General features: G+C 67.3%; 19 protein-coding genes. 11 read left to right on the top strand and 8 right to left on the bottom strand.

Features of this window, described 5'->3' with window-relative positions; translation table 11 throughout:
- Window positions 1-67: 67 nt before the first annotated feature.
- Complete coding sequence (cobT, locus tag GU927_RS19055) at window positions 68-1,936, bottom strand: cobaltochelatase subunit CobT (protein WP_161763994.1); 1,869 nt, start codon at window positions 1,934-1,936, stop codon at window positions 68-70.
- A 234-nt stretch (window positions 1,937-2,170) separates the two neighbouring features.
- On the opposite strand from cobT, the gene GU927_RS19050 reads away from it, so the two are divergent.
- Complete coding sequence (locus tag GU927_RS19050) at window positions 2,171-2,755, top strand: NADPH-dependent FMN reductase (protein ID WP_161763993.1); 585 nt, start codon at window positions 2,171-2,173, stop codon at window positions 2,753-2,755.
- Between the two features lie 64 nt (window positions 2,756-2,819).
- On the opposite strand, the gene GU927_RS19045 is transcribed toward GU927_RS19050, so the two are convergent.
- On the bottom strand, window positions 2,820-3,212 hold the full coding sequence (locus GU927_RS19045; protein WP_161763992.1) for a hypothetical protein: 393 nt from the start codon (window positions 3,210-3,212) through the stop codon (window positions 2,820-2,822).
- Between the two features lie 114 nt (window positions 3,213-3,326).
- The gene (cobS, locus tag GU927_RS19040; RefSeq protein WP_161763991.1) at window positions 3,327-4,313 is read right to left on the bottom strand and encodes a cobaltochelatase subunit CobS; all 987 of its coding nucleotides are present in this window, start codon (window positions 4,311-4,313) and stop codon (window positions 3,327-3,329) included.
- A 199-nt stretch (window positions 4,314-4,512) separates the two neighbouring features.
- Here cobS and GU927_RS19035 point away from each other — a divergent pair, with 199 nt between their 5' ends.
- Both GU927_RS19035 and GU927_RS19030 read left to right on the top strand, forming a co-directional pair.
- Complete coding sequence (locus GU927_RS19035) at window positions 4,513-5,685, top strand: cytochrome-c peroxidase (RefSeq protein WP_161763990.1); 1,173 nt, start codon at window positions 4,513-4,515, stop codon at window positions 5,683-5,685.
- Entirely contained in the window at window positions 5,678-6,139 is a 462-nt protein-coding gene (locus GU927_RS19030) for a hypothetical protein (protein WP_161763989.1), read from the top strand. Before GU927_RS19035 ends, GU927_RS19030 begins: the two co-directional genes overlap by 8 nt.
- On the opposite strand, the gene GU927_RS19025 is transcribed toward GU927_RS19030, so the two are convergent.
- Window positions 6,124-6,759, bottom strand: coding sequence for a J domain-containing protein (locus tag GU927_RS19025; protein WP_161763988.1), 636 nt, complete (start codon window positions 6,757-6,759; stop codon window positions 6,124-6,126). The genes GU927_RS19030 and GU927_RS19025 overlap by 16 nt on opposite strands.
- A 77-nt stretch (window positions 6,760-6,836) precedes the next feature.
- Here GU927_RS19025 and GU927_RS19020 point away from each other — a divergent pair, with 77 nt between their 5' ends.
- On the top strand, window positions 6,837-7,088 hold the full coding sequence (locus GU927_RS19020) for a BolA family protein (protein ID WP_161763987.1): 252 nt from the start codon (window positions 6,837-6,839) through the stop codon (window positions 7,086-7,088).
- Window positions 7,089-7,153: 65 nt separating this feature from the next.
- Here GU927_RS19020 and GU927_RS19015 read toward each other — a convergent pair whose 3' ends face one another.
- A complete protein-coding gene (locus GU927_RS19015) occupies window positions 7,154-9,304 on the bottom strand; it encodes a malate synthase G (RefSeq protein ID WP_161763986.1) in 2,151 nt (716 codons plus the stop codon).
- 192 nt (window positions 9,305-9,496) lie between these two features.
- Between GU927_RS19015 and GU927_RS19010 the strand changes: the two genes are divergently transcribed.
- Genes GU927_RS19010 through GU927_RS19000 form a run of 3 tightly spaced genes read left to right on the top strand, consistent with a single transcriptional unit; the run spans window position 9,497 to window position 10,781 of the window.
- Window positions 9,497-9,838 (top strand): ArsR/SmtB family transcription factor, encoded by a 342-nt coding sequence (locus tag GU927_RS19010; protein WP_161763985.1) that lies wholly within the window; start codon window positions 9,497-9,499, stop codon window positions 9,836-9,838.
- Window positions 9,835-10,323 (top strand): SRPBCC family protein, encoded by a 489-nt coding sequence (locus GU927_RS19005; RefSeq protein ID WP_161763984.1) that lies wholly within the window; start codon window positions 9,835-9,837, stop codon window positions 10,321-10,323. The genes GU927_RS19010 and GU927_RS19005 overlap by 4 nt, the downstream gene beginning before the upstream one ends.
- On the top strand, window positions 10,320-10,781 hold the full coding sequence (locus tag GU927_RS19000; protein WP_161763983.1) for an SRPBCC domain-containing protein: 462 nt from the start codon (window positions 10,320-10,322) through the stop codon (window positions 10,779-10,781). The genes GU927_RS19005 and GU927_RS19000 overlap by 4 nt, the downstream gene beginning before the upstream one ends.
- Window positions 10,782-10,789: 8 nt before the next feature.
- Here GU927_RS19000 and GU927_RS18995 read toward each other — a convergent pair whose 3' ends face one another.
- Together GU927_RS18995 and GU927_RS18990 are read right to left on the bottom strand one after the other, a co-directional pair.
- Entirely contained in the window at window positions 10,790-10,954 is a 165-nt protein-coding gene (locus GU927_RS18995) for a DUF2256 domain-containing protein (protein WP_217765731.1), read from the bottom strand.
- A 2-nt stretch (window positions 10,955-10,956) separates the two neighbouring features.
- Window positions 10,957-12,471 (bottom strand): FAD-binding domain-containing protein, encoded by a 1,515-nt coding sequence (locus GU927_RS18990; protein ID WP_161763982.1) that lies wholly within the window; start codon window positions 12,469-12,471, stop codon window positions 10,957-10,959.
- 152 nt (window positions 12,472-12,623) lie between these two features.
- Between GU927_RS18990 and GU927_RS18985 the strand changes: the two genes are divergently transcribed.
- The 3 genes from GU927_RS18985 to pepN all read left to right on the top strand — a co-directional run bounded on the left by GU927_RS18985 (window position 12,624) and on the right by pepN (window position 18,272).
- Window positions 12,624-13,409, top strand: a complete 786-nt coding sequence (locus GU927_RS18985) for a ZIP family metal transporter (RefSeq protein WP_161763981.1) — start codon at window positions 12,624-12,626, stop codon at window positions 13,407-13,409.
- A 152-nt stretch (window positions 13,410-13,561) separates the two neighbouring features.
- A complete protein-coding gene (locus GU927_RS18980; RefSeq protein ID WP_161763980.1) occupies window positions 13,562-15,646 on the top strand; it encodes a sensor histidine kinase in 2,085 nt (694 codons plus the stop codon).
- 70 nt (window positions 15,647-15,716) lie between these two features.
- The gene (gene pepN, locus GU927_RS18975; RefSeq protein WP_161763979.1) at window positions 15,717-18,272 is read left to right on the top strand and encodes an aminopeptidase N; all 2,556 of its coding nucleotides are present in this window, start codon (window positions 15,717-15,719) and stop codon (window positions 18,270-18,272) included.
- 85 nt (window positions 18,273-18,357) lie between these two features.
- On the opposite strand, the gene GU927_RS18970 is transcribed toward pepN, so the two are convergent.
- Window positions 18,358-18,960 carry a transglycosylase SLT domain-containing protein gene (locus GU927_RS18970; protein WP_161763978.1) on the bottom strand — a complete coding sequence of 201 codons (603 nt, stop codon included), beginning with the start codon at window positions 18,958-18,960 and terminating at the stop codon, window positions 18,358-18,360.
- Between the two features lie 247 nt (window positions 18,961-19,207).
- On the opposite strand from GU927_RS18970, the gene GU927_RS18965 reads away from it, so the two are divergent.
- Entirely contained in the window at window positions 19,208-19,408 is a 201-nt protein-coding gene (locus tag GU927_RS18965; RefSeq protein ID WP_161763977.1) for a hypothetical protein, read from the top strand.
- The last annotated feature ends 14 nt before the right edge of the window (window positions 19,409-19,422 follow it).

Raw genomic sequence — 19,422 nt, 5'->3', positions numbered from 1 at the left:
TTTCCGTCTTCAAATATCCTCAGGGGGTGAATGGGCCGCAGGCCCAGAGGGGGCGCGAGCGCCCCCTTTACCCCGCGCGCCGCAGGCCCGCCTTCGCCCGCTTCTTCGGATCGACCTCGAACAGCCCCGCGAGTTGTTCGGTCATCGCCCCCGCCAACTGCTCCACATCCGTGATCGTCACCGCGCGCTGGTAATAGCGCGTCACGTCATGGCCGATCCCGATGGCGATCAGCTCCACCTGCCGCCGCCGTTCGACCATGGCGATCACGTCGCGCAGGTGTTTCTCAAGGAAATTCGCGGGGTTCACCGACAGGGTGGAATCGTCCACCGGCGCGCCGTCGGAAATCACCATCAGGATCTTGCGCGCCTCGGGCCGCGCCATCATCCGCCGGTGCGCCCATTCCAGCGCCTCGCCGTCGATATTCTCCTTCAGCAGGCCTTCCTTCATCATCAGGCCCAGATTGGGCCGCGCCCGCCGCCACGGCGCATCCGCGCCCTTGTAGATGATGTGGCGCAGATCGTTCAGCCGTCCGGGCCCCTGCGGCCGCCCCTGCGCTAGCCACCGTTCACGGCTCTGCCCGCCCTTCCACGCGCGCGTGGTGAAGCCGAGGATTTCGACCTTCACCGAACACCGCTCCAGCGTCCGCGCCAGAACATCCGCGCAGATGGCCGCGATGGAGATCGGCCGCCCCCGCATCGAACCGGAATTGTCCAGAAGCAGCGTCACGCAGGTATCGCGGAACTCGGTATCCTTCTCCTGCTTGAACGACAGGGGCGTCGTCGGGTTTGCCACGACCCGCGCCAGACGGCCCGCATCCAGCGTGCCTTCCTCAAGGTCGAACAGCCACGACCGGTTCTGCTGCGCCTGCAGCCGGCGCTGCAGCTTGTTCGCCAGACGGCTGACCGCGCCCTTCAGTGGCTCAAGCTGCTGGTCCAGATAGGCCCGCAGCCGTTCCAGCTCCGCAGGCTCTGCCAATTCCTCGGCGCGGATCTCCTCGTCGAAATCCTGCGTATAGACGGTGTAATTCGGGTCCGCGTCGGAATAGGGGGCAGGGGGCGGGGGTTCCAGCGGCGCCTCGCCCTCGGGCAATTCCGCTTCGTCCCCTTGCTCCATGTCGGCGCTGTCCTCCATCGAGACCTGCGCCTGGCTCTGATCCTGCTGCTCTTCCTGCGACCGCTCGGGCGAAGCTTCCGACTCGTCGCTCTCCTGCTCCTCCTCGCCCGCGCTTTCGGGGCTGTCCTGATCCTCCTCCGCCTCGCCTTCCTGATCGTCCGGCTCGTCCTGATCGGGGTCATCCCCCAGCTGGTCGCCATAGCCGAGGTCCGAGATCACCTTCCGCGCCAGCCGCGCAAAGGCCGCCTGATCCTCGAGCACGTGGTCAAGGTTCTCCAGCGTCCCGCCCGCCTGCTCTTCGATGAAGCCGCGCCACAGGTCCATGACATTGCCCGCGCCTTTCGGCATGGCGCGCCCCGTTGCCAGATGGCGCACAAGGTATCCCGCCGCAACCGACAGCGGCGCATCCTGCATGGAGGTGATCTGCGAATATCCCTTCCGCTCCGCCTCATGCGCGATCTTGGCGTCGATGTTCACCGCCGTGCCGGGCATCGACCGCGCCCCCACCGCCTCGCAGCGCGCGGTTTCCATCGCCTCGTAGATTTCCCGCGCAAGGTTCCCCTGCGGCTGATAGCGCGCGGCGACCCCGTCATCGTGGAACTTCCGGCGCAGCGCGAAGGCATCCGCCGTCCCGCGCGCCAGCATCACCTCGTCCCGCGTCATGCGGCGGCTGACCTGCGGCAGGCGCACGCCTTCGCGGTTCATCCCCGGCGGATCGACCGAATATTGCACGGTCATTTCCGGATCGTCGGCCATGGTGCGCGTGGCCTCGGCCAGCGCCTTCTTGAAGGGATCGGCGGGATTGTCGGTCGGTTTGTTCATCAGGTCAGGCCAAAGGGGGCGCGCGGAAGGCGCACCCGTCACCGCGCAGATTTGCACTTGGGGCGGGCAGGGGCAAGGGCGGGAACGACGCGCGCGGCGCCAAAACCGCAAGGCCCGCTCTCCGTGCATGGGCGCACAGGTCCGTTGCGCCCCCGCTGAATTGAACGGCGGCGTACAAATGGCATCTATGGCGGACAGAATTCAAACCCTCCTCAACGGAACGGAACCACCGCCATGAGCAACCCGAAAATCGCCCTCATCATCGGCTCGACCCGCGACTCGCGCTTTGCCGACATCCCCGCCCAGTGGATGCTGAAGCAGGCGCAGACCCGCACCGACATGGATGTGGAACTGGTCGACCTGCGCGACTATGACCTGCCGCTGTTCAACGAGGTCGCCTCGAACGCATGGGCGCCCTCGCAGTCCGAAGCTGCGCAGAAGTGGCAGAAGAAGATCGGCGAATTCGACGGCTACATCTTTGTGGTGGCGGAATACAATCGCTCCATCACCGGCGCGCTGAAGAACGCGCTGGATCAGGCCTATGTGGAATGGGCGAAGAAGCCGATGACGGCGATGGCCTATGGTTCGGTCGGCGGCACCCGCGCGCTGGAACACCTGCGCAACATCGCGGTGGAACTGCAGATGGTCCCCACGCGCAATGCCGTCCACCTCGGGATGGGCGATTTCTTCAAGGTCCACCCGGGCTTTGGCGGCACCGGCAACATGGCCGATGTCGAAGCCAACCTCCTGCAGGCCGCCGGCGCCTCGCTCGACGATCTGGTGTGGTGGGCCAAGGCCACCAAGGCCGCCCGCGGCTGATCCGTCCGACACCCTCCCTGTCGGCCGAAGGGGTGGCGCAAGCCACCCCTTTTTCTTGCCGATCCTACGACAGGAACGCCTCGCATTCCGCGATCAAGGCCAGCGCGCGCCGTTCCGCCCGCGCCCGCACCGCCTCCGGCCCGTGCCGCACCTGACCCAGCAGCGCCGCATGGGCGGCCTTCGCCTCCACCCGCCAGCCCATCACCCGCGCACCGTCCCCGCGCGGCATCATCGCCTCCAGCACCTCGACCACCGCATCGCGCCGCGCCTTTGTCACCTCGGAGGCGGGTCCGTCCACGATCCACTGATGTTCCATGAGTGCCGACATCCGCCCCGCGCAGGTGGCGAAGAAATGCACCGGATCGTCGGGAATATCGGCATCTGCCCGTGCCGCAAGCGGGGCGGCGAGCGCGCAGAGCAGCGCCACGGCGCGGAGATATTTTCGAAAACCGCCCATGAACCCAGCATGGTAGCGATTTTTCCGCCGATCAATCGGGCAGTCTGTAAACTTTTCCCCAAGAAAAAACCCCGCCAGAGGCGGGGTCCTTCGCGGCCGTCCCTCGGGACGGTCTTATTTCATCGCCATCGAGGCCGCGCTTTCCGGCAGCTCCTCGCCAAAGCAGCGCTGGTAGAATTCGGCCACCGTCTGCCGCTCCAGCTCGTCGCACTTGTTCAGGAAGGACAGGCGGAACGCATAGCCCACATTGCGGAAGATCTCCGCATTCTGCGCCCAGTTGATCACCGTGCGCGGGCTCATCACCGTGGACAGGTCGCCATTCATGAAGGCCGTCCGCGTCAGGTCCGCGACCGTCACCATCTGGTTGATCTGCTTGCGGCCCTTTTCGGTGTTGTAATGCGGGTTCTTCGCCAGAACGATCGCGGCCTCCGCATCATGCGACAGATAGTTCAGCGTGGCGACAAGGGACCAGCGGTCCATCTGCGCTTGGTTGATCTGCTGCGTGCCGTGGTAAAGGCCCGTCGTATCCCCCAGACCCACCGTGTTGGCCGTGGCGAACAGGCGGAAGGACGGGTGGGGCGTGATGATCTCGTTCTGGTCCAGAAGCGTCAGCTTGCCGTCATGTTCCAGCACGCGCTGGATCACGAACATCACATCCGCGCGGCCCGCGTCATATTCGTCGAAGACGATGGCGACGGGGTTGCGCAGCGCCCAGGGCAGGATGCCCTCGTGGAACTCCGTCACCTGCTTGCCGTCGCGCAGCTTGATCGCGTCCTTGCCGATCAGGTCGATACGGGAAATGTGGCTGTCGAGGTTCACCCGCACGCAGGGCCAGTTCAGCCGCGCCGCCACCTGTTCGATATGGGTCGATTTCCCCGTCCCGTGATAGCCCTGGATCATTACGCGGCGGTTATAGGCAAAGCCTGCAAGGATCGCGAGCGTGGTGTCGGGGTCGAACTTGTAGGTCGGGTCGATCTCCGGCACGCGGTCGGTGCGGTCTGCGAAACCTTTCACCTTCATGTCGGTGTCGATCCCGAAGACATCCCGAACAGAGATTTCTTCGGTGGGCTTCATCACAGTGTCCAGCATTCCGTCCGCCATCAGGTCAAATTGCCCCGTCAGGGGCTGTCGAGGATGTGTGGAACATATCGCGGGGGGGTGCAAGGGGAAGGGCGGCAGGGAAACTTCCGCAAGCGACATGTGGCGGGGTCTATCCGGTGGGTCCGACATGCACGAAATTAGTTGACAATAATTGTAGGAAAAATCAGGAAGAAGAAAACGAAGTAAAACAGTAAAGAAAATGCGCGCTGCCCTCCTGTCCCTCGCCCTCCTGCCCGCCGTGGCCCATGCCGACCCGCTTGCCGATCTTGGCCGCGCGCTGTTCAACGACACCGCGCTCTCGGTCAACGGCACGCAATCCTGCGCCTCCTGCCACCGGCCCGACAACGGTTTCGCCTATGACGGGGCCTTCGCCGAAGGCGCCGTCGCGGGCCATGCAGGCATCCGCAAACCGCCCAGCCTCGCCTATCAGGCGCTTTCCCCCGTGCTGCACCATCTGGTCGACGGCGAAGACCTGCTCTTCATCGGCGGCACCATGCATGACGGGCGCGCCACGGGGGCCGCCACCGGCGATCCCGCCGCGGAACAGGCGCTGCTGCCCATGACGAACCCGGACGAGATGGCGCTGCCCCACGCCGCCTGCGCCGCCGCCCGCGCCTGCGCCAGCCAAGGCGCTGCGATGGAGGCGCTGGAACCGGGCGTCTGCGCCCTGCCGCTGGATGCCGCTGCCACCTGCGACAACCCCGCGCCGGATGACCCGCCCGAAGCCGCCCTCTCCCTCATCACCCGCGCGCTTGCCGCCTATGAGACGTCGCCCGACGTGATGCGCTATTCCTCGCGCTTCGACGCATGGTTGGCAGGGCAGGGCGGGTTGAGCGCCGACGAACTGTCGGGCCTCGCGCTGTTCCGGGACAAGGCGCAATGCGCCGCCTGCCATGTGCTGACCGCTGGCCCCGGCGGGCGCGGGCCGGTGCTCACCGATTTCACCTATGACAATCTCGGCGTGCCGCCGAACCCCGACAACCCCGCCTACCGTCTTTATGGTCCCGCATGGGTGGACCGCGGCCTTGCCGCCACGCTGGCCACCGATCCGCTCTACGCCCCCCACGCCGCCGCCGTCGAAGGCGCGGTCAAGGTGCCCACGCTTCGCAACCTCTGGACCGGCAAGCCCCGCGCCTACATGCATAACGGCTGGTTCACCACGCTCGAAGGCGTGGTCCGCTTCTACAACACCCGCGACCTCTGGCCCCGCTGCACGACCGAGAAGACCGAGTCGCAGGCCCTCGCCGCGCGCTGCTGGCCCGCGCCGGAAATCGCCTCGACCATGAACCGTGACGAACTGGGCAACCTGAAACTGACCGAGGCGGAAGAGGCGCAGCTTGTCGCCTTTCTCAAGACCCTGACGGATGAATGACCCGCTTCCCTGCGGCGGGGCGGGCGGCTATTCCTGCGTCATGACCGCCAGACAACGCCTGACCCGCACCGCCCTGATCGCCATCTTCACCGCCGCTGCCATCGGCCGCGCGGAACTGGGGGCCGATACCGAAGCCTCGGTCCTCTTCACACCCGCCTTCGCGGCGGCCCTGCCGCCCGCGCTTCTGGGCGGCTGGACGGTGGCGGGGCAATTCGGGCGGGCAGGGCTTCAGGGCTGGCTGCGCGCCCTTGGCGTCACGCTTCCGGTCCTTATCCTTTCGGCCATCATCGCCGCCCTTGCCGCGCCGCTCATGGGCGGGGTTGCGGGCGGGCCGCTCGCGCTGCTCTCCGCGCTGCCCTTCCACCCGCTGGCATGGGGCGCGGCACTCGCCGCCCCCGTCGCGGTCCAGATGGTCGCCCTGCGCGAGGCGGCGCGCGCTCAGTCGCGGAAGTAGCGGCTGTCCTTGATCTGGTCCCACGCCCAGACGACCTCTTGCAACCGGTCCTCGTCGCTGCGGTCGCCGCCGTTCATGTCGGGATGCAGGTCCTTGACCAGCGACTTGTACTGCTTGCGGATCTCGGCCTTGGTCATCGTGTCCCGCGCGTCGAGGATCTCCAGAGCCTTGCGCTCGGTCGGCGGCAGCTTGCGCGTCGCATTGCCCGTGGGCCGCGCGGGGTTCAGCGTCGCCTTCTCGCCCAGAATGGCCATAGGGTCATCCACGCCCAGCCGCGACCAGGCCCGCCCCTCGTCAGGACGCTTGCCGAAGGGCTGGGTCTCGCGCCCCCAGAGCCGGTCCTTGTCGAGGAATTTCTGGAATTCCTCGTCCGTCGTGCCCTGAAAGAAATTCCACTTCAGATTGTATTCCCGGACATGGTCCTTGCAGAACCAGAAGAACTCGTCCAGCAGGTCCGGCGATTTCGGGGCGCGATAGGCGCCCTGCTCCTTGCAGCCGGGATATTCGCATCCCTTCTGCGACGTCTCGAACGCCCCCGACATGCCGCGCCGCCCCGTCTTGCGGCGCTTCTTGTCCGCCGAAACGCGGATATCGAACTCAAAAGGGGGACGTGTGGTCATGGTCGAGCTTGGCCTTTCCGACTCGGAGGCGAGAGTTTAGGACTTCCGGCGGCAAGTTGAAGAGGGGACAGGACAAAATGACCGTCGCAACCGAGATTGAGCAGCGTCTTGTCGCCGCCTTCGCACCCACCGCGCTGGAAGTCGTGAACGAAAGCCACCGCCACGCGGGCCATGCGGGCGATGACGGGTCGGGGGAAAGCCATTTCCGCGTGATGATCCGCGCGCCGTCCCTTGCCGCCATGGGCCGCGTGAACCGTCACCGCGCCGTGCAGAAGGCGCTGGGCGATCTGAACACCCGCATCCACGCGCTGGCGCTGGATATCGGCTGACCCGCCGCGGGGCAGGGGTGCGGGCCACAAACGCGGCCCCGCCTGCCCGCACCGGAGCGGGCCTTTCACACGGCGCGAATGCGGCTGCGCGCCTTCAGTTCCAGCCGGCGACGGTGCAGCACGGGTTCCGTATATCCCGAAGGTTGTGCCCGCCCGTCAAAGACCAGATCGCAGGCCGCCTTGAACGCCACCCCGTCGAATCCCGGCGCCATCGGGCGATAGGCAGGATCGCCCGCGTTCTGCCGGTCCACCACGGCGGCCATCTTGCGCATCGCGGCCATCACCTGCGCCTCGCTCACCACGCCATGGTGCAGCCAGTTCGCCAGCGCCTGCGAGGAAATCCGGCAGGTCGCGCGGTCCTCCATCAGCCCCACATCATGGATGTCGGGCACCTTGGAACAGCCCACGCCCTGATCGACCCAGCGCACGACATAGCCAAGGATGCCCTGCGCATTGTTCTCCACCTCGGCGCGGATATCCTCGTCCGACCAGTTGACGCCTTCGGCCAGCGGGATGGTCAGCAGATCCTCCAGCCGCCCGCGCGGCCCGCCCTTGGCGATGCCGTCCTGAACCGCCATCACATCCACGCGGTGGTAATGCGTGGCATGAAGCGTGGCAGCCGTGGGCGAGGGCACCCATGCACAGGTCGCGCCCGCGCGCGGATGGGCAATCTTGGCCTCCAGCATCGCGGCCATCAGGTCGGGCATCGCCCACATCCCCTTGCCGATCTGCGCCCGCCCCTTCAACCCGCAGGCCAGCCCGATATCGACGTTCCTGTCCTCGTAGCTTTTGATCCACGCGGCGCCCTTCATGTCGCCCTTGCGCACCATCGGCCCCGCTTCCATGCTGGTATGGATCTCGTCCCCCGTGCGGTCGAGGAAGCCCGTATTGATGAAGGCCACCCGATCGGCGGCGGCGCGGATGCATTCCTTCAGATTGGCGCTCGTCCGCCGCTCCTCGTCCATGATGCCCAGCTTGACCGTGTGGCGCGGCAGGCCCAGCGTCTCTTCCACGCGGTCGAAGATCGTGCAGGCAAAGGCCACCTCTTCCGGCCCGTGCATCTTGGGCTTCACCACATAGACCGACCCGTGCAGCGAATTGCGCGGCCCGTCCGCCTTCTGCAGGTCATGCAGCGCGCAGAGCGTGGTGACGAAGGCATCCATGATCCCCTCGCCCACCTCGCGCCCCTCGGCGTCAAGGATGGCGGGGTTGGTCATCAGATGCCCCACATTGCGCACCAGCATCAGCGCGCGCCCCTTCAGGCTGATCTCGCGCCCGTCGGCGGCGGTAAAGGCATAGTCGTCGCGCAGGCGCCGTTCGATGGTCCGGTCGCCCTTGGCCACCATCTCGACCAGATCGCCCCGCATCAGGCCCAGCCAGTTGGAATAGGCCAGAACCTTGTCCTCGGCATCCACCGCCGCGACGCTGTCCTCGCAATCCATGATGGCCGACAGCGCGGCTTCCATCCGCACATCGGCGACGCCCGCCTTGTCCGCCGCGCCGATCCGGTGGCCCGGATCGATCCGCAGCACCAGATGCAGCCCGTTATTCTTCAGAAGGATGGCCGACGGCGCCCCTGCCGTGCCGCGAAAGCCCGCGAATTGCGACGGGTCACGCAGGGCAGGGACCAGCGCGCCGCCCTCGACACGGTAGCCCGTCACATCGGCATGGCTGCCCTTGGCCAGCGGGACCACATCATCCAGAAACGCCTTGGCCCATGCGATCACCCGCGCCCCGCGCGCTGGGTCATAGTCGCGCCCCTTCGGCGCATCGCCCAGCGCATCGGTGCCATACAGTGCATCGTACAGCGACCCCCACCGCGCATTGGCCGCGTTCAGCGCATAGCGCGCGTTCATGACCGGCACCACAAGCTGCGGCCCGGGAACCTGCGCGATCTCGGGGTCCACACCCGCCGTGCGGATGGTGAAATCGGGGCCTTCGGGCAACAGATAGCCGATCTCGTGCAGGAAATCGCGATAGGCCGCAGCGTCATGCAGCTGTCCCTTGCGCGCGCGGTGCCAGTCGTCGATCTGCGCCTGCATCCGGTCGCGCTTGGCCAGCAGGTCGCGGTTCACCGGACCAAGCCCGGCCACCGCCGCGGCAAAGCCCTGCCAGAAACGCTCTGCCGCGATGCCCGTTCCGGGCAGGGCGTGGCCCTCCACGAAAGACACCAGACGGGCATCCACCTGCAATCCGTGGCGATCCTGCCGTTCCATGGCGCTCTCCTGTCATTTCGGTATGCGATGGCACACCATACAGAAACCGCCCCCGTTACCGCAACCGGCGCCCCCGACCGATTTGCGCAGCTTTGCGAACATCACCTTTTGGCTTTGCGAGATAATCTTGAAACTTTGCAATATAGCTAAGTTTTCCTTCCCCGACTCGCCCCCGCCGTGATACTTAGCGATATGGCTAAGCATGACCCCGACCTCTCGCTCCTCTTCCATGCGCTTTCCGATCCCACGCGGCGGGCGATGCTGGAACGTCTGGCACAGGGCCCTGCGGCGGTGACGGAACTGGCCGGTCCCTCGGGGCTTCGCCTGCCGACGATCCTGCGCCACCTTTCCGTGCTGGAAGGGGCGGGGCTGATCACCACCGCCAAGGATGGCCGCGTCCGCTCCTGCGTGCTGGTCCCGCAGGCACTGGCGCCGATGCAGCACTGGCTGGACGAACAGCGCACGCTCTGGGAGTCGCGCCTCGACCGGCTGGACGATTACGTGACCCGCCTGATGAAGGAACGCGCGCGATGACGCCCCAAGACCTGCCCGATTTCGACCCCGATCTCGACCTTGTCCTGCAACGCGACCTGAACGCCCCGCGCGAGCTGATCTATGCCTGCTGGACCACGCCCGAACATCTGGTCCACTGGTTCGTCCCCAAACCCCACCGCGTCACCGCCTGCCATCTGGATGTGCGCGTGGGCGGGGCCTGCAACACGACCTTCGATGTGGATGGCGCCGTGATGGAAAACCGCGGCGTCTATCTGGAAGTGGTGCCGAACGAGAAGCTCGTCTTTACAGACACCTATACCGAGGGCTGGAAGCCCGCCGCAGAACCCTTCATGACCGCCATCCTGACGTTTCAGGATCTGGGCCAAGGCCGCACCCGCTATACCGCCATCGCCCGTCACCGCAACGCCGACACCGCGAAACAGCATGCCGAGATGGGCTTCCATGACGGCTGGGGCACGGTGGCGACCCAGCTCGAGGCCTATGCGCGGGGGCTGATGACATGACCGATGCCGCAGACCGCACCATGACCATCTCGCGCGTGATCCGCGCGCCCGTCGCCACCGTCTGGGGCGCATGGTGGAACGAATCCACCCTGCCGCTCTGGTGGGGCCCCGACGGGTTCACCTGCCGCACCGCGCGCATCGACCTGCGCGCAGGGGGCGAATGGGTGTTCGACATGATCGGCCCCGACGGGACGGTCTATCCGAACCACCACCGCTACGGCCCCATCCGCCCGATGGAGCGGATCGACTACACCCTGCACTGGGGCGAGAACGGCCCGAAACACGCCGACGCCTCTGCCAGCTTCGAACCGGTCCCCGAAGGCACCCGCATCACGCTGACCATGATCTTCAACACGGCAGGGGAACGGGAACAGGCCAAGGCGTTCGGGGCCGAGGCGCTGGGCCTTCAGACACTGGGCAAACTCGCGGCACGGGTCGCCCCGCCGGATGGGCAATAATGCCCGTCCTACGCCGTCGCGCCCTTGCCCTTGCGCGCCTCGCCACGGCACCGGTCAGAGCAATACCGCACCTCGTCCCAGACCTTTTCCCACTTCTTGCGCCAGACAAAGGGCCGCCCGCAGCAGGCGCAGGTCTTGACCGGCAGATCGCCCTTCTTCCGCATCTTCGCCATGGCTAAAGGTCCAGACTCATCTGCGCCGCATCCGCCCGCCGCCGCCCCCGCGGGGCGCGGTCGTTGACAAAGCGCGCATCGGCGCGGCTGGCGTGGCGCTCGATCACCTCTGCCATCTGCTCGTGATACCCCCGCTCGCGCCGCAGGCCCCAGCACGCCTCGCGCGCGGCCCGCGCGGCGGCGGCCACATCCACCACCGGCTCGGGATAAAGCCGCCCCAGCACGCCCCGCGCGCCGGACCATTTCCACGGCTCCTGCAAAAAGGCGTCCGGCACGGCGGCCAGTTCCGGCACCCAGCGGCGGGTAAAGACCCCCGCAGGGTCCTGATCCATCCCCTGCTTCACGGGGTTGTAAATCCGGATCGTGTTGATCCCCGTCACCCCCGCCTGCATCTGCACCTGCGGCCAGTGGATGCCGGGCTCGTAATCGGTGAAACGCCGCGCCAGCACCGCCCCCGTCGCCCGCCAGTCCAGCCACAGATGGTACGAGGCCACCGCCATCACCATGCTGCGCATCCGGAAGTTCAGCCACCCCGTCGCCCGCAGATAGCGCATGCAGGCATCCAGAAACGGCAGCCCCGTCTCGCCCGCCGCCCATGCCGCCAGCCGGAGCGCATCCGGCTCGCGCGGGCGCAGGGCATCGGCGGCACGGTGCAGCGCGCGGATCTCGATTTCCGGCTCGTCCTCCAGCTTCTGCATGAAATGGTCGCGCCAGGCCATCCGGCTCTGGAAACTTGCCAGCGCGCCGCCCCAGCGCCCGCCGGGCCGCTCTGCCGCCCGCGCCGCTGCGGCCTGCACCACCTCGCGCCCCGACAGTGCCCCCGCGGCCAGATGCGCCGACAGCCGCGAACAGGCCCGCTCCCCCGTCAGGGGCGAGGACATGGCGGCGCGGTAAGGCTCGCCCCGCACCGCCAGAAAGGACTCCATCAGCGCCAGCCCCCGCGCCCGCCCCCCCGCCTGCCGGTGCGCGCAAGGATCATCCGCCAGACGCAGCGCGCGGGCCGTGGGGATCGCGCCGGGTTCCACCCCCGCCACCCCGTGCAGCGCCACCGGCGCGGGCAGCGCCGCCGCCGCCATGACCCCGTCGCGCCGCCGTGCCCAGCCGTCGCGACTGGCCAAGCGGCGCACCACGCCCTGCTGGGGCAACTCCTCCCACGGCACCCCCGCGCCCCGCGCCCAAGCCGCCACCCGCCGGTCGCGCGCATAGGTCCACAGGTTGCCGGTCTCCTCATGGCTGAACACCCGTGCGACGTGATGCTGGCGGCAGAGCCGGTCCAGCACCTCCACCGCGTCGCCCACCCGCACCACCAGCGGCGCGCCCAGCCGCGCCAGATCGGCGCGCAATCCCTCCAGCGTCTCGGCCACAAAGGCCCATTGCCGCCCCGAGGCATCGGTCTGCCGCCACAGCTCCGGCTCCACCACATAGACCGGCAGCACCGCGCCCAGAGCCGCCGCGCGGCTCAGGGCCGGGTGATCCTCGATCCGCAGATCGCGCTTGAACCAGACAAGAACATTCATGGAACATTTATCTAGCGACCCCGCCGGATTCGTAAAGCCGGAAATCGCGCGCGCCACGGGTCGCAGCGGCAGGGCAGGGCCTGCCACGCTTGGCGCTTTCAAATGCGTTGCACCCGCATTAACAATGGGCAGAGTTTTCCTGTCCGGACCCCGTGCTGTCGCAATCCCCCCTCCTTCTCGGCTTCCTCGCCAGCCTCTGCGCCGGATCGCTCACCGCGCTGGGCGCCTTGCCGGTCCTGCGCGGGCGCGTGCCGTCGACTGCGGCGCGCGACCTCGCGCTCGGCTTCGCGGCGGGGGTGATGCTGGCGGCGGCCTTCTTCTCGCTCATCATTCCCGCCCTTGCCAGCGCGGGCCCCGATTACGGCGGGCGCAGCGGCGCGGCGCTGGTCGTCTGCATCGCCCTTCTGGCCGGCATGGCCCTGATCGCCGCCCTGAACGAGATGCTGCCCCACGAACATTTCGCCAGCGGGCGCGAAGGTCCGGCCGCCGTCTCGCTCCGCAAGGTCTGGCTCTTTGTCTTTGCCATCACCATACACAACATCCCCGAAGGACTGGCCGTTGGCGTGGGTGTGGGCCGCGACGGCCTTGCGGGCGGCTTGCCGCTGGCGCTTGGGATCGGGATGCAGAACATCCCCGAGGGTCTGGCCGTCGCCATCGCCCTGCGCGGCGAGGGGTATTCGGGCCTGCGCTCCTTCACCATCGCCGCCCTGACCGGACTGGTGGAACCGCTGGGCGGCATGGTCGGGGCGGGGGTCGTCTCGGCTTCGGTGGCGCTGCTGCCCTGGGGGCTGGCCTTCGCCGCAGGCGCCATGCTCTATGTCATCAGCCACGAGATCATTCCCGAAACCCATCGCAACGGGAACCAGAACCGCGCCACGCTCGGCCTTGCGGTGGGGCTGGTGGTGATGCTCTTCCTCGACGTCTCCCTCTCCGGTTGAAATGATCCACCCATTAGGATGGATCGCTTCTATACCTTGGGGGTGTGACAATGCCTCCGAATGTTCTTCTGGTGAAAAGTGATAGGCACATGGCAGGATCATGGACAGGATCATGATCCGCCACGCGGACCCTCTCTGCCCCCCGGGAACCTATGTCTACCACCAGCACGACCACTGCCCAGGGCCCCCAACCGCTCAAGACCTGGCTCTGGCGGTCCTATATCCGTGCGGCACTGGTCCCGCTCCTGCTGATCGAACTCTCCTTCCTTGCCATCTACTGGGGCACCAGCCAGGTCGTCTATGACCGCAGCGCCGCGGCCGTCACCCAGATCTCGACCGAAGCCGTCAGCGCCGCCGCCGTGCGCGAGGCCGACATCATCGCCCGCCGCCTCGAAACCGTCGCGGCCCTGACGCGGGTCTTTGCCGATGACTCGGTCCGTGCGCTGGCCCAACCCGCCCCCGACCTGCCGCAATCCGAAAAGGACAACCACGTCTATTCGCCCGACGGGGTGTTCCACACCGGCACGGATACCGGCGCCGCAGCCGTGTTCTACAGCGGCATCGTCCCCGTGGGACCGGCAGAGCAGGACAAGGTCTGGCGCACCAGCCGCCTCGATCCGCTGATGAAATCGATCAAGGCCGCCGACCCGCTCATCACGCAGCTCTACCTCAACACCCATGACTCGCTGAACCGCATCTATCCGTGGTTCGACGTGCTGGCGATCTATCCGCCCAGGATGGATATCCCCAGCTACAATTTCTATTACGAGGCCGACGCCGCCCATAACCCCGACCGCAAGGTCGTCTGGACCGACAGCTATGTCGATCCCGCCGGTTCGGGCTGGATGGTCTCGGCCATCGCGCCCGTCTACGGCGCCGACCGTCCCGACGTCCTCGAAGGCGTGGTGGGCATCGACATCACCATCGACACCATCGTCGATCAGGTGCTCGACATCGACCTCGAAGGCGACGGCTATGCCATCCTCGTGGGCCGCGACGGCACAATCCTTGCCCTGCCTCCGGCGGGCGAGGCCGATCTGGGCCTGTCCGAACTTCTGGACCACAGCTACGAAGAGGCGATCCTCCAGGACACGTTCAAACCCGACAGCTTCAACCTCTACCGCCGCGCCGAACTTTCGGACCTCGCGCAGGTGATCCAGTCCATGCCCGAAGGGCACGGCAACGTGGATCTCGGCCGCCCGATGATCGCAGGCTGGGCCACCATCGCCGGCCCGCAGTGGAAACTCATCACCCTGACGAGCGAGGAGTCGATCCTTGCCGGTGCGACCACCTTGCGCGAACAGCTCGGTCTGGTCAGCCAGATCATGCTGGCCATCCTCGTGCTCTTCTACGCCGTGTTCTTCCTGCTCCTGTGGCGCCGCTCCTCGGCCATGTCCTCGCGCGTGGCCCGTCCGCTGGCCGAGATCGAGGGGAACATGGTCCGCATCGCCGATGGCGGCAGCGTGCCCCCCGACCACCGCTACGAAGTGGCCGAACTCCAGACCGTGGGTGACCATCTGGTCACGATGGGGGCAAAGCTCCAGACCGCGAACCGTGCCAAGTCCAACTTCCTGTCGGCCATGAGCCACGAGCTCCGCACCCCGCTCAACGCCATCCTCGGCTTCTCGGAACTGCTCGGTTCCGCCCGCGGCCAGACGCTCGACGGCGACAACCTGCGGCAGGTGAAGGCCATCTCCACGGCGGGCTGGCAGCTTCTGCAACTGGTCGAAGGCGTGATCGAACTCAGCCGCATCGAACAGGGCGAGGTGCGCGAACATCTCGTCGCACTCGACGTGCTGCCCGTCGCCCGTCAGGCGGTCGAGGCCGCGCGTCCCGCCATCGCCGACCACGGCGTCACGCTGACGGTCAACCCGCCCGCCGCCCTGCTGCCGCCGGTGCGCGGCGATGCGGAAATCATCCGCCGCATCCTCACGCATCTCGTCTCGAACGGGATCAAGTACAACCGCGACGGCGGCTCCGTCACGCTGGCCTTCGGGGTCGAATCCGGAATGCTCGCCGTGCGCGTCACCGATACGGGCATCGGCATCCCCGCCGATATGCAGCCGCGCCTCTTCACCCCCTTCGACCGGCTGGGGCATGAAAACAGCACGATCAGCGGCACGGGCATCGGCCTGACCATCTGCCGCCGCCTCGCCGACCTGACCGGCTGCACGATCACCTTCACCTCGACCGAGGGGCAGGGCTCCACCTTCACGCTCCGCATCCCGCTGGCCTGAGGGCGCCCCGCCGCCGCGTCTTGCCTTCCCCCGTCCCCCTCCATAGCTTTCCCCGCAAAGGGAGAGCGAAATGTCCGAACCGCGCGCCGTCCACCTGTCCGACTACCAGCCCTTCACGCATATCGTCCGCGACGTGGCGCTGACCTTCCGCCTCGCCCCCCGCGCGACCCGCGTCTCGGCCACGCTCCGCCTCGCCCCCAACCCCGCCCGCCCGGGGCATCACGACCTGCGGCTGGATGGCGAGAATCTCCGCCTCCTGTCGCTCCGGCTCGATGGCCAACCGCTCGACCTGACCCCCGACGCGACGGGCCTGACCATCCCCGCCGCCCTGCTCCCCTCCGCCCCCTTCACGCTGCACACCGAGGTGGAGATCAGCCCCGAAACCAACACCGCCCTCGAAGGGCTCTACATGTCGCGCGGCATGTACTGCACCCAGTGCGAGGCAGAGGGGTTCCGCAAGATCACCTTCTACCCCGACCGTCCCGACGTGATGGCCCCCTTCCGCGTCCGCATCGAAAGCGACCTTCCCGTCCTTTTGTCCAACGGCAATCCGGCGGGGCAGGGGGCAGGCTGGGCAGAATGGGTGGATCCATGGCCCAAACCTGCCTACCTCTTCGCCCTTGTCGCGGGTGATCTGGTGGCCCACAGCGCCCCCTTCACCACCGCCTCGGGCCGCGCGGTCGCGCTCAACATCTGGGTCCGTCCCGGCGATCAGGACCGCTGCGCCTATGCGATGGACAGCCTGATCCGCTCCATGCGCTGGGACGAAACCGCCTATGGCCGCGAATACGATCTGGACGTGTTCAACATCGTCGCCGTGGACGATTTCAACATGGGCGCGATGGAGAACAAGGGGCTCAACATCTTCAACTCCAAATTCGTCCTCGCCAGCCCCGAAACCGCGACCGATGACGACTTCGCCCGGATCGAGGCGATCATCGCCCATGAATATTTCCACAACTGGACCGGCAACCGCATCACCTGCCGCGACTGGTTCCAGCTTTGCCTGAAAGAGGGGCTGACCGTCTTCCGCGACCAGCAATTCAGCGGCGACATGCGCTCGCACGCGGTCAAGCGGATCGAGGATGTGCTCCTGCTGCGCGCCCGCCAGTTCCGCGAGGATGGCGGCCCCCTCGCCCATCCCGTCCGCCCCGACAGCTATGTCGAGATCAACAATTTCTACACCGCCACGGTCTATGAAAAGGGGGCCGAGGTCATCGGGATGCTCAAACGCCTCGTGGGCGATGACGGCTATGCCCGCGCGCTCGACCTCTACTTCACCCGCCACGACGGCGACGCCGCCACGATCGAGGATTGGCTGGCGGTGTTCCAGGATGCCACTGGCCGCGACCTGACGCAGTTCAAGCGCTGGTATACCGAAGCAGGCACCCCCCGCGTGAAGGTGTGGGAGGATTGGGACGGCGAAACCTATACCCTGACCTTCGAACAGGAAAACCCACCCACGCCGGGACAGCCCGAAAAGGGCGCGAAGGTCATTCCCGTCGCGCTGGGCCTTCTGAACCCCAACGGCGACGAGGTGCTGCCGACGACCGTACTGGAACTGACCGAAACGCGGCAAAGCTTCCGCTTCCCCGCCGCCGCCCGCCCCGTCCCGTCGATCCTGCGCGGCTTCTCCGCCCCCGTGATCCTCGACCGCGAGGTGTCACCGGAAGAACGCGCCTTCCTGCTGGCCCATGACACCGACCCCTTCAACAGATGGGAGGCGGGCCGCGCCTTGGCCAAGGACCTGCTGGCCCGCATGGTGACCGATGGCGCAAGCCCCGGTCCCGACTGGCTGGATGCCGTCGCCCGCGTCACCTTCGACGACACGCTCGACCCCGCCTTCCGCGCGCTGGCCCTGCGCCTGCCGGGCGAGGATGACATGGCCGCCACCCTGCATGGCGCAGGCATCACCCCCGACCCCGCCCGCATCTGGTCCGAACGGAGGCGGATGGCCGAGGCGCTGGCCCGTCACCTTGGCCCCCGCCTGCCCGCCCTGATCGACGCGCTGGCCGAACCCGGCCCGTTCACGCCGGACGCCCGCGCCGCAGGCCGCCGCGCGCTGCGGATCGCCGCCCTGTCCCTCATGTCGCGGCTCGACGGGGGCCGCGCCGCCGCCACCGCCTATCGCGCCGCCAACAACATGACCGAAGAGGTGGGCGCGCTGGTCTGCCTGCTGGAAAACGGACTGGGGCAAGAGGAGCTGCGCCTCTTCGAAACCCGCTGGTCCGCCGACCGCAACGTGATGGACAAGTGGTTCGCGCTGCAGATCGCCCATGCCCATCCCGATCAGGCCGTGGCCACGACCGACCGCCTGACCCGCCACCCCGCCTTTGACTGGAAGAACCCCAACCGCTTCCGCTCGGTCATCGGGGCGCTGTCGGCCAATCACGCGGGCTTCCACCACGCCTCGGGCGGGGGCTACCGGCTGGTGGCGGACTGGCTGCTGCGGCTCGACCCGCTCAACCCCCAGACGGCGGCGCGCATGTCGACCGCCTTCGAGACATGGCCGCGCTACGACGCCGACCGCCGCGCGCTGGTCGCGGCGGAACTGGCGCGCATGGCCGCCACGCCCGGCCTCAGCCGCGATCTGGGCGAAATGGTCGGGCGCATGCGCGGCGCGTAGGACGGGCAATAGCGCCCAGACTACGGATCAGGACCAAAAAAGGCGGGGTCACCCCCGCCCGCATTCCCCCGCGAAATAAAGCGCCTTACCCCTGGCAATAGGGCTGCGCGCTGGTCCAGTCCGCCATCGCCGCCCGCTTGGCCGCATCGCGGAAGGGCATCCAGTCCCGCCCGATCCCGCGATTGCCGCCGCCTGCCACCATGCCGTCCATCGCCACGGCCTTGGCCATGATCCGCGACGCGCATTCCAGATTCTCGGACCCGTCTTTCAACTCGGCCGCCGTATCGGCCTCGCACTGGTGGTAATCGGCGGTCTTGGGGGAAATCTGCATCACGCCGATATAGCGCCCGCCACCCCCCGCCGCCTGCGGGTTCCACGACGATTCATACCGCGCCACCGCCGACATCAGCCCCGCCCAGAAGGCCCGCCGCTCGTCCAGCGAGGCCGTCTCGTAGCCCGGACACCACAGGTCGATATCCGCCGGAACCGCCCCCGCCAGCGCCGGATCATGCTGTTCCAGCGCGTCCAGCGTGGTTTTCGTCCATTCCTTGCCGTCCGGCCGCACGTCCCACTGCATGGGCGGCGTCTGTCCGCTCGTGGACAGGTTGGCTTCCGTCTTGCCCGAAACGCAGCCCGACAGGGCGGCAAGGGCAAGGACAAGACCGGCAAGGCGTACAGGACAGGACATCGTTTACCACAGGGCAGCGCCGCACCCATCTGCGCGACCTGTGCCTTTGACCAGCCCGAAACAGCACTGTCCACGCAAAGGGACCACCGCCCGCCCGCTTCGGCAGATTCCCGCCACCCCCCCCCATTTCAGGCCCGCAAATGCCCCGCCACTGCCACAATCCCAAGGCATTGTATCCATACGCTTTGTACCGGACGGCCGGGTTGCTCGCCCTGTCCGTCCGCCCAGTAAAAGGTTCGACACTGCCATGTCGCGTATCTTTGCCCGGTCGGTGACGGCCGATCTTCTGGGGCGGCTTGCCAACCGGCTGCTCCTGCTGATTCTCTTTCCCCTCATCTGGTTTCTCGCCCGCCGCATCGCGACAGGGCAGGAGCAGGCCAATCCTTTCGGCGATGACCCGGACGGGCCAGCCCCGCGGATGCCCCCGTCCCGATACAAGTCCGCTTGAAGCGCCGCCCCTGA

Origin of the sequence: Paragemmobacter amnigenus, from assembly GCF_009908265.2 — a bacterium.
GTDB classification, from domain to species: Bacteria; Pseudomonadota; Alphaproteobacteria; order Rhodobacterales; family Rhodobacteraceae; genus Paragemmobacter; species Paragemmobacter amnigenus.
This window is presented reverse-complemented; position numbering and strand designations above follow the sequence as displayed.

Excerpts from the sequence above, each read along its gene's own strand:
- cobT (WP_161763994.1), bottom strand. The coding sequence starts at position 1,936 with ATGAACAAACCGACCGACAATCCCGCCGATCCCTTCAAGAAGGCGCTG.
- GU927_RS19050 (WP_161763993.1), top strand. The coding sequence starts at position 2,171 with ATGAGCAACCCGAAAATCGCCCTCATCATCGGCTCGACCCGCGACTCG.
- GU927_RS19045 (WP_161763992.1), bottom strand. The coding sequence starts at position 3,212 with ATGGGCGGTTTTCGAAAATATCTCCGCGCCGTGGCGCTGCTCTGCGCG.
- cobS (WP_161763991.1), bottom strand. The coding sequence starts at position 4,313 with ATGGCGGACGGAATGCTGGACACTGTGATGAAGCCCACCGAAGAAATC.
- GU927_RS19035 (WP_161763990.1), top strand. The coding sequence starts at position 4,513 with ATGCGCGCTGCCCTCCTGTCCCTCGCCCTCCTGCCCGCCGTGGCCCAT.
- GU927_RS19030 (WP_161763989.1), top strand. The coding sequence starts at position 5,678 with ATGAATGACCCGCTTCCCTGCGGCGGGGCGGGCGGCTATTCCTGCGTC.
- GU927_RS19025 (WP_161763988.1), bottom strand. The coding sequence starts at position 6,759 with ATGACCACACGTCCCCCTTTTGAGTTCGATATCCGCGTTTCGGCGGAC.
- GU927_RS19020 (WP_161763987.1), top strand. The coding sequence starts at position 6,837 with ATGACCGTCGCAACCGAGATTGAGCAGCGTCTTGTCGCCGCCTTCGCA.
- GU927_RS19015 (WP_161763986.1), bottom strand. The coding sequence starts at position 9,304 with ATGGAACGGCAGGATCGCCACGGATTGCAGGTGGATGCCCGTCTGGTG.
- GU927_RS19010 (WP_161763985.1), top strand. The coding sequence starts at position 9,497 with ATGGCTAAGCATGACCCCGACCTCTCGCTCCTCTTCCATGCGCTTTCC.
- GU927_RS19005 (WP_161763984.1), top strand. The coding sequence starts at position 9,835 with ATGACGCCCCAAGACCTGCCCGATTTCGACCCCGATCTCGACCTTGTC.
- GU927_RS19000 (WP_161763983.1), top strand. The coding sequence starts at position 10,320 with ATGACCGATGCCGCAGACCGCACCATGACCATCTCGCGCGTGATCCGC.
- GU927_RS18995 (WP_217765731.1), bottom strand. The coding sequence starts at position 10,954 with ATGGCGAAGATGCGGAAGAAGGGCGATCTGCCGGTCAAGACCTGCGCC.
- GU927_RS18990 (WP_161763982.1), bottom strand. The coding sequence starts at position 12,471 with ATGAATGTTCTTGTCTGGTTCAAGCGCGATCTGCGGATCGAGGATCAC.
- GU927_RS18980 (WP_161763980.1), top strand. The coding sequence starts at position 13,562 with ATGTCTACCACCAGCACGACCACTGCCCAGGGCCCCCAACCGCTCAAG.
- pepN (WP_161763979.1), top strand. The coding sequence starts at position 15,717 with ATGTCCGAACCGCGCGCCGTCCACCTGTCCGACTACCAGCCCTTCACG.
- GU927_RS18970 (WP_161763978.1), bottom strand. The coding sequence starts at position 18,960 with ATGTCCTGTCCTGTACGCCTTGCCGGTCTTGTCCTTGCCCTTGCCGCC.
- GU927_RS18965 (WP_161763977.1), top strand. The coding sequence starts at position 19,208 with ATGTCGCGTATCTTTGCCCGGTCGGTGACGGCCGATCTTCTGGGGCGG.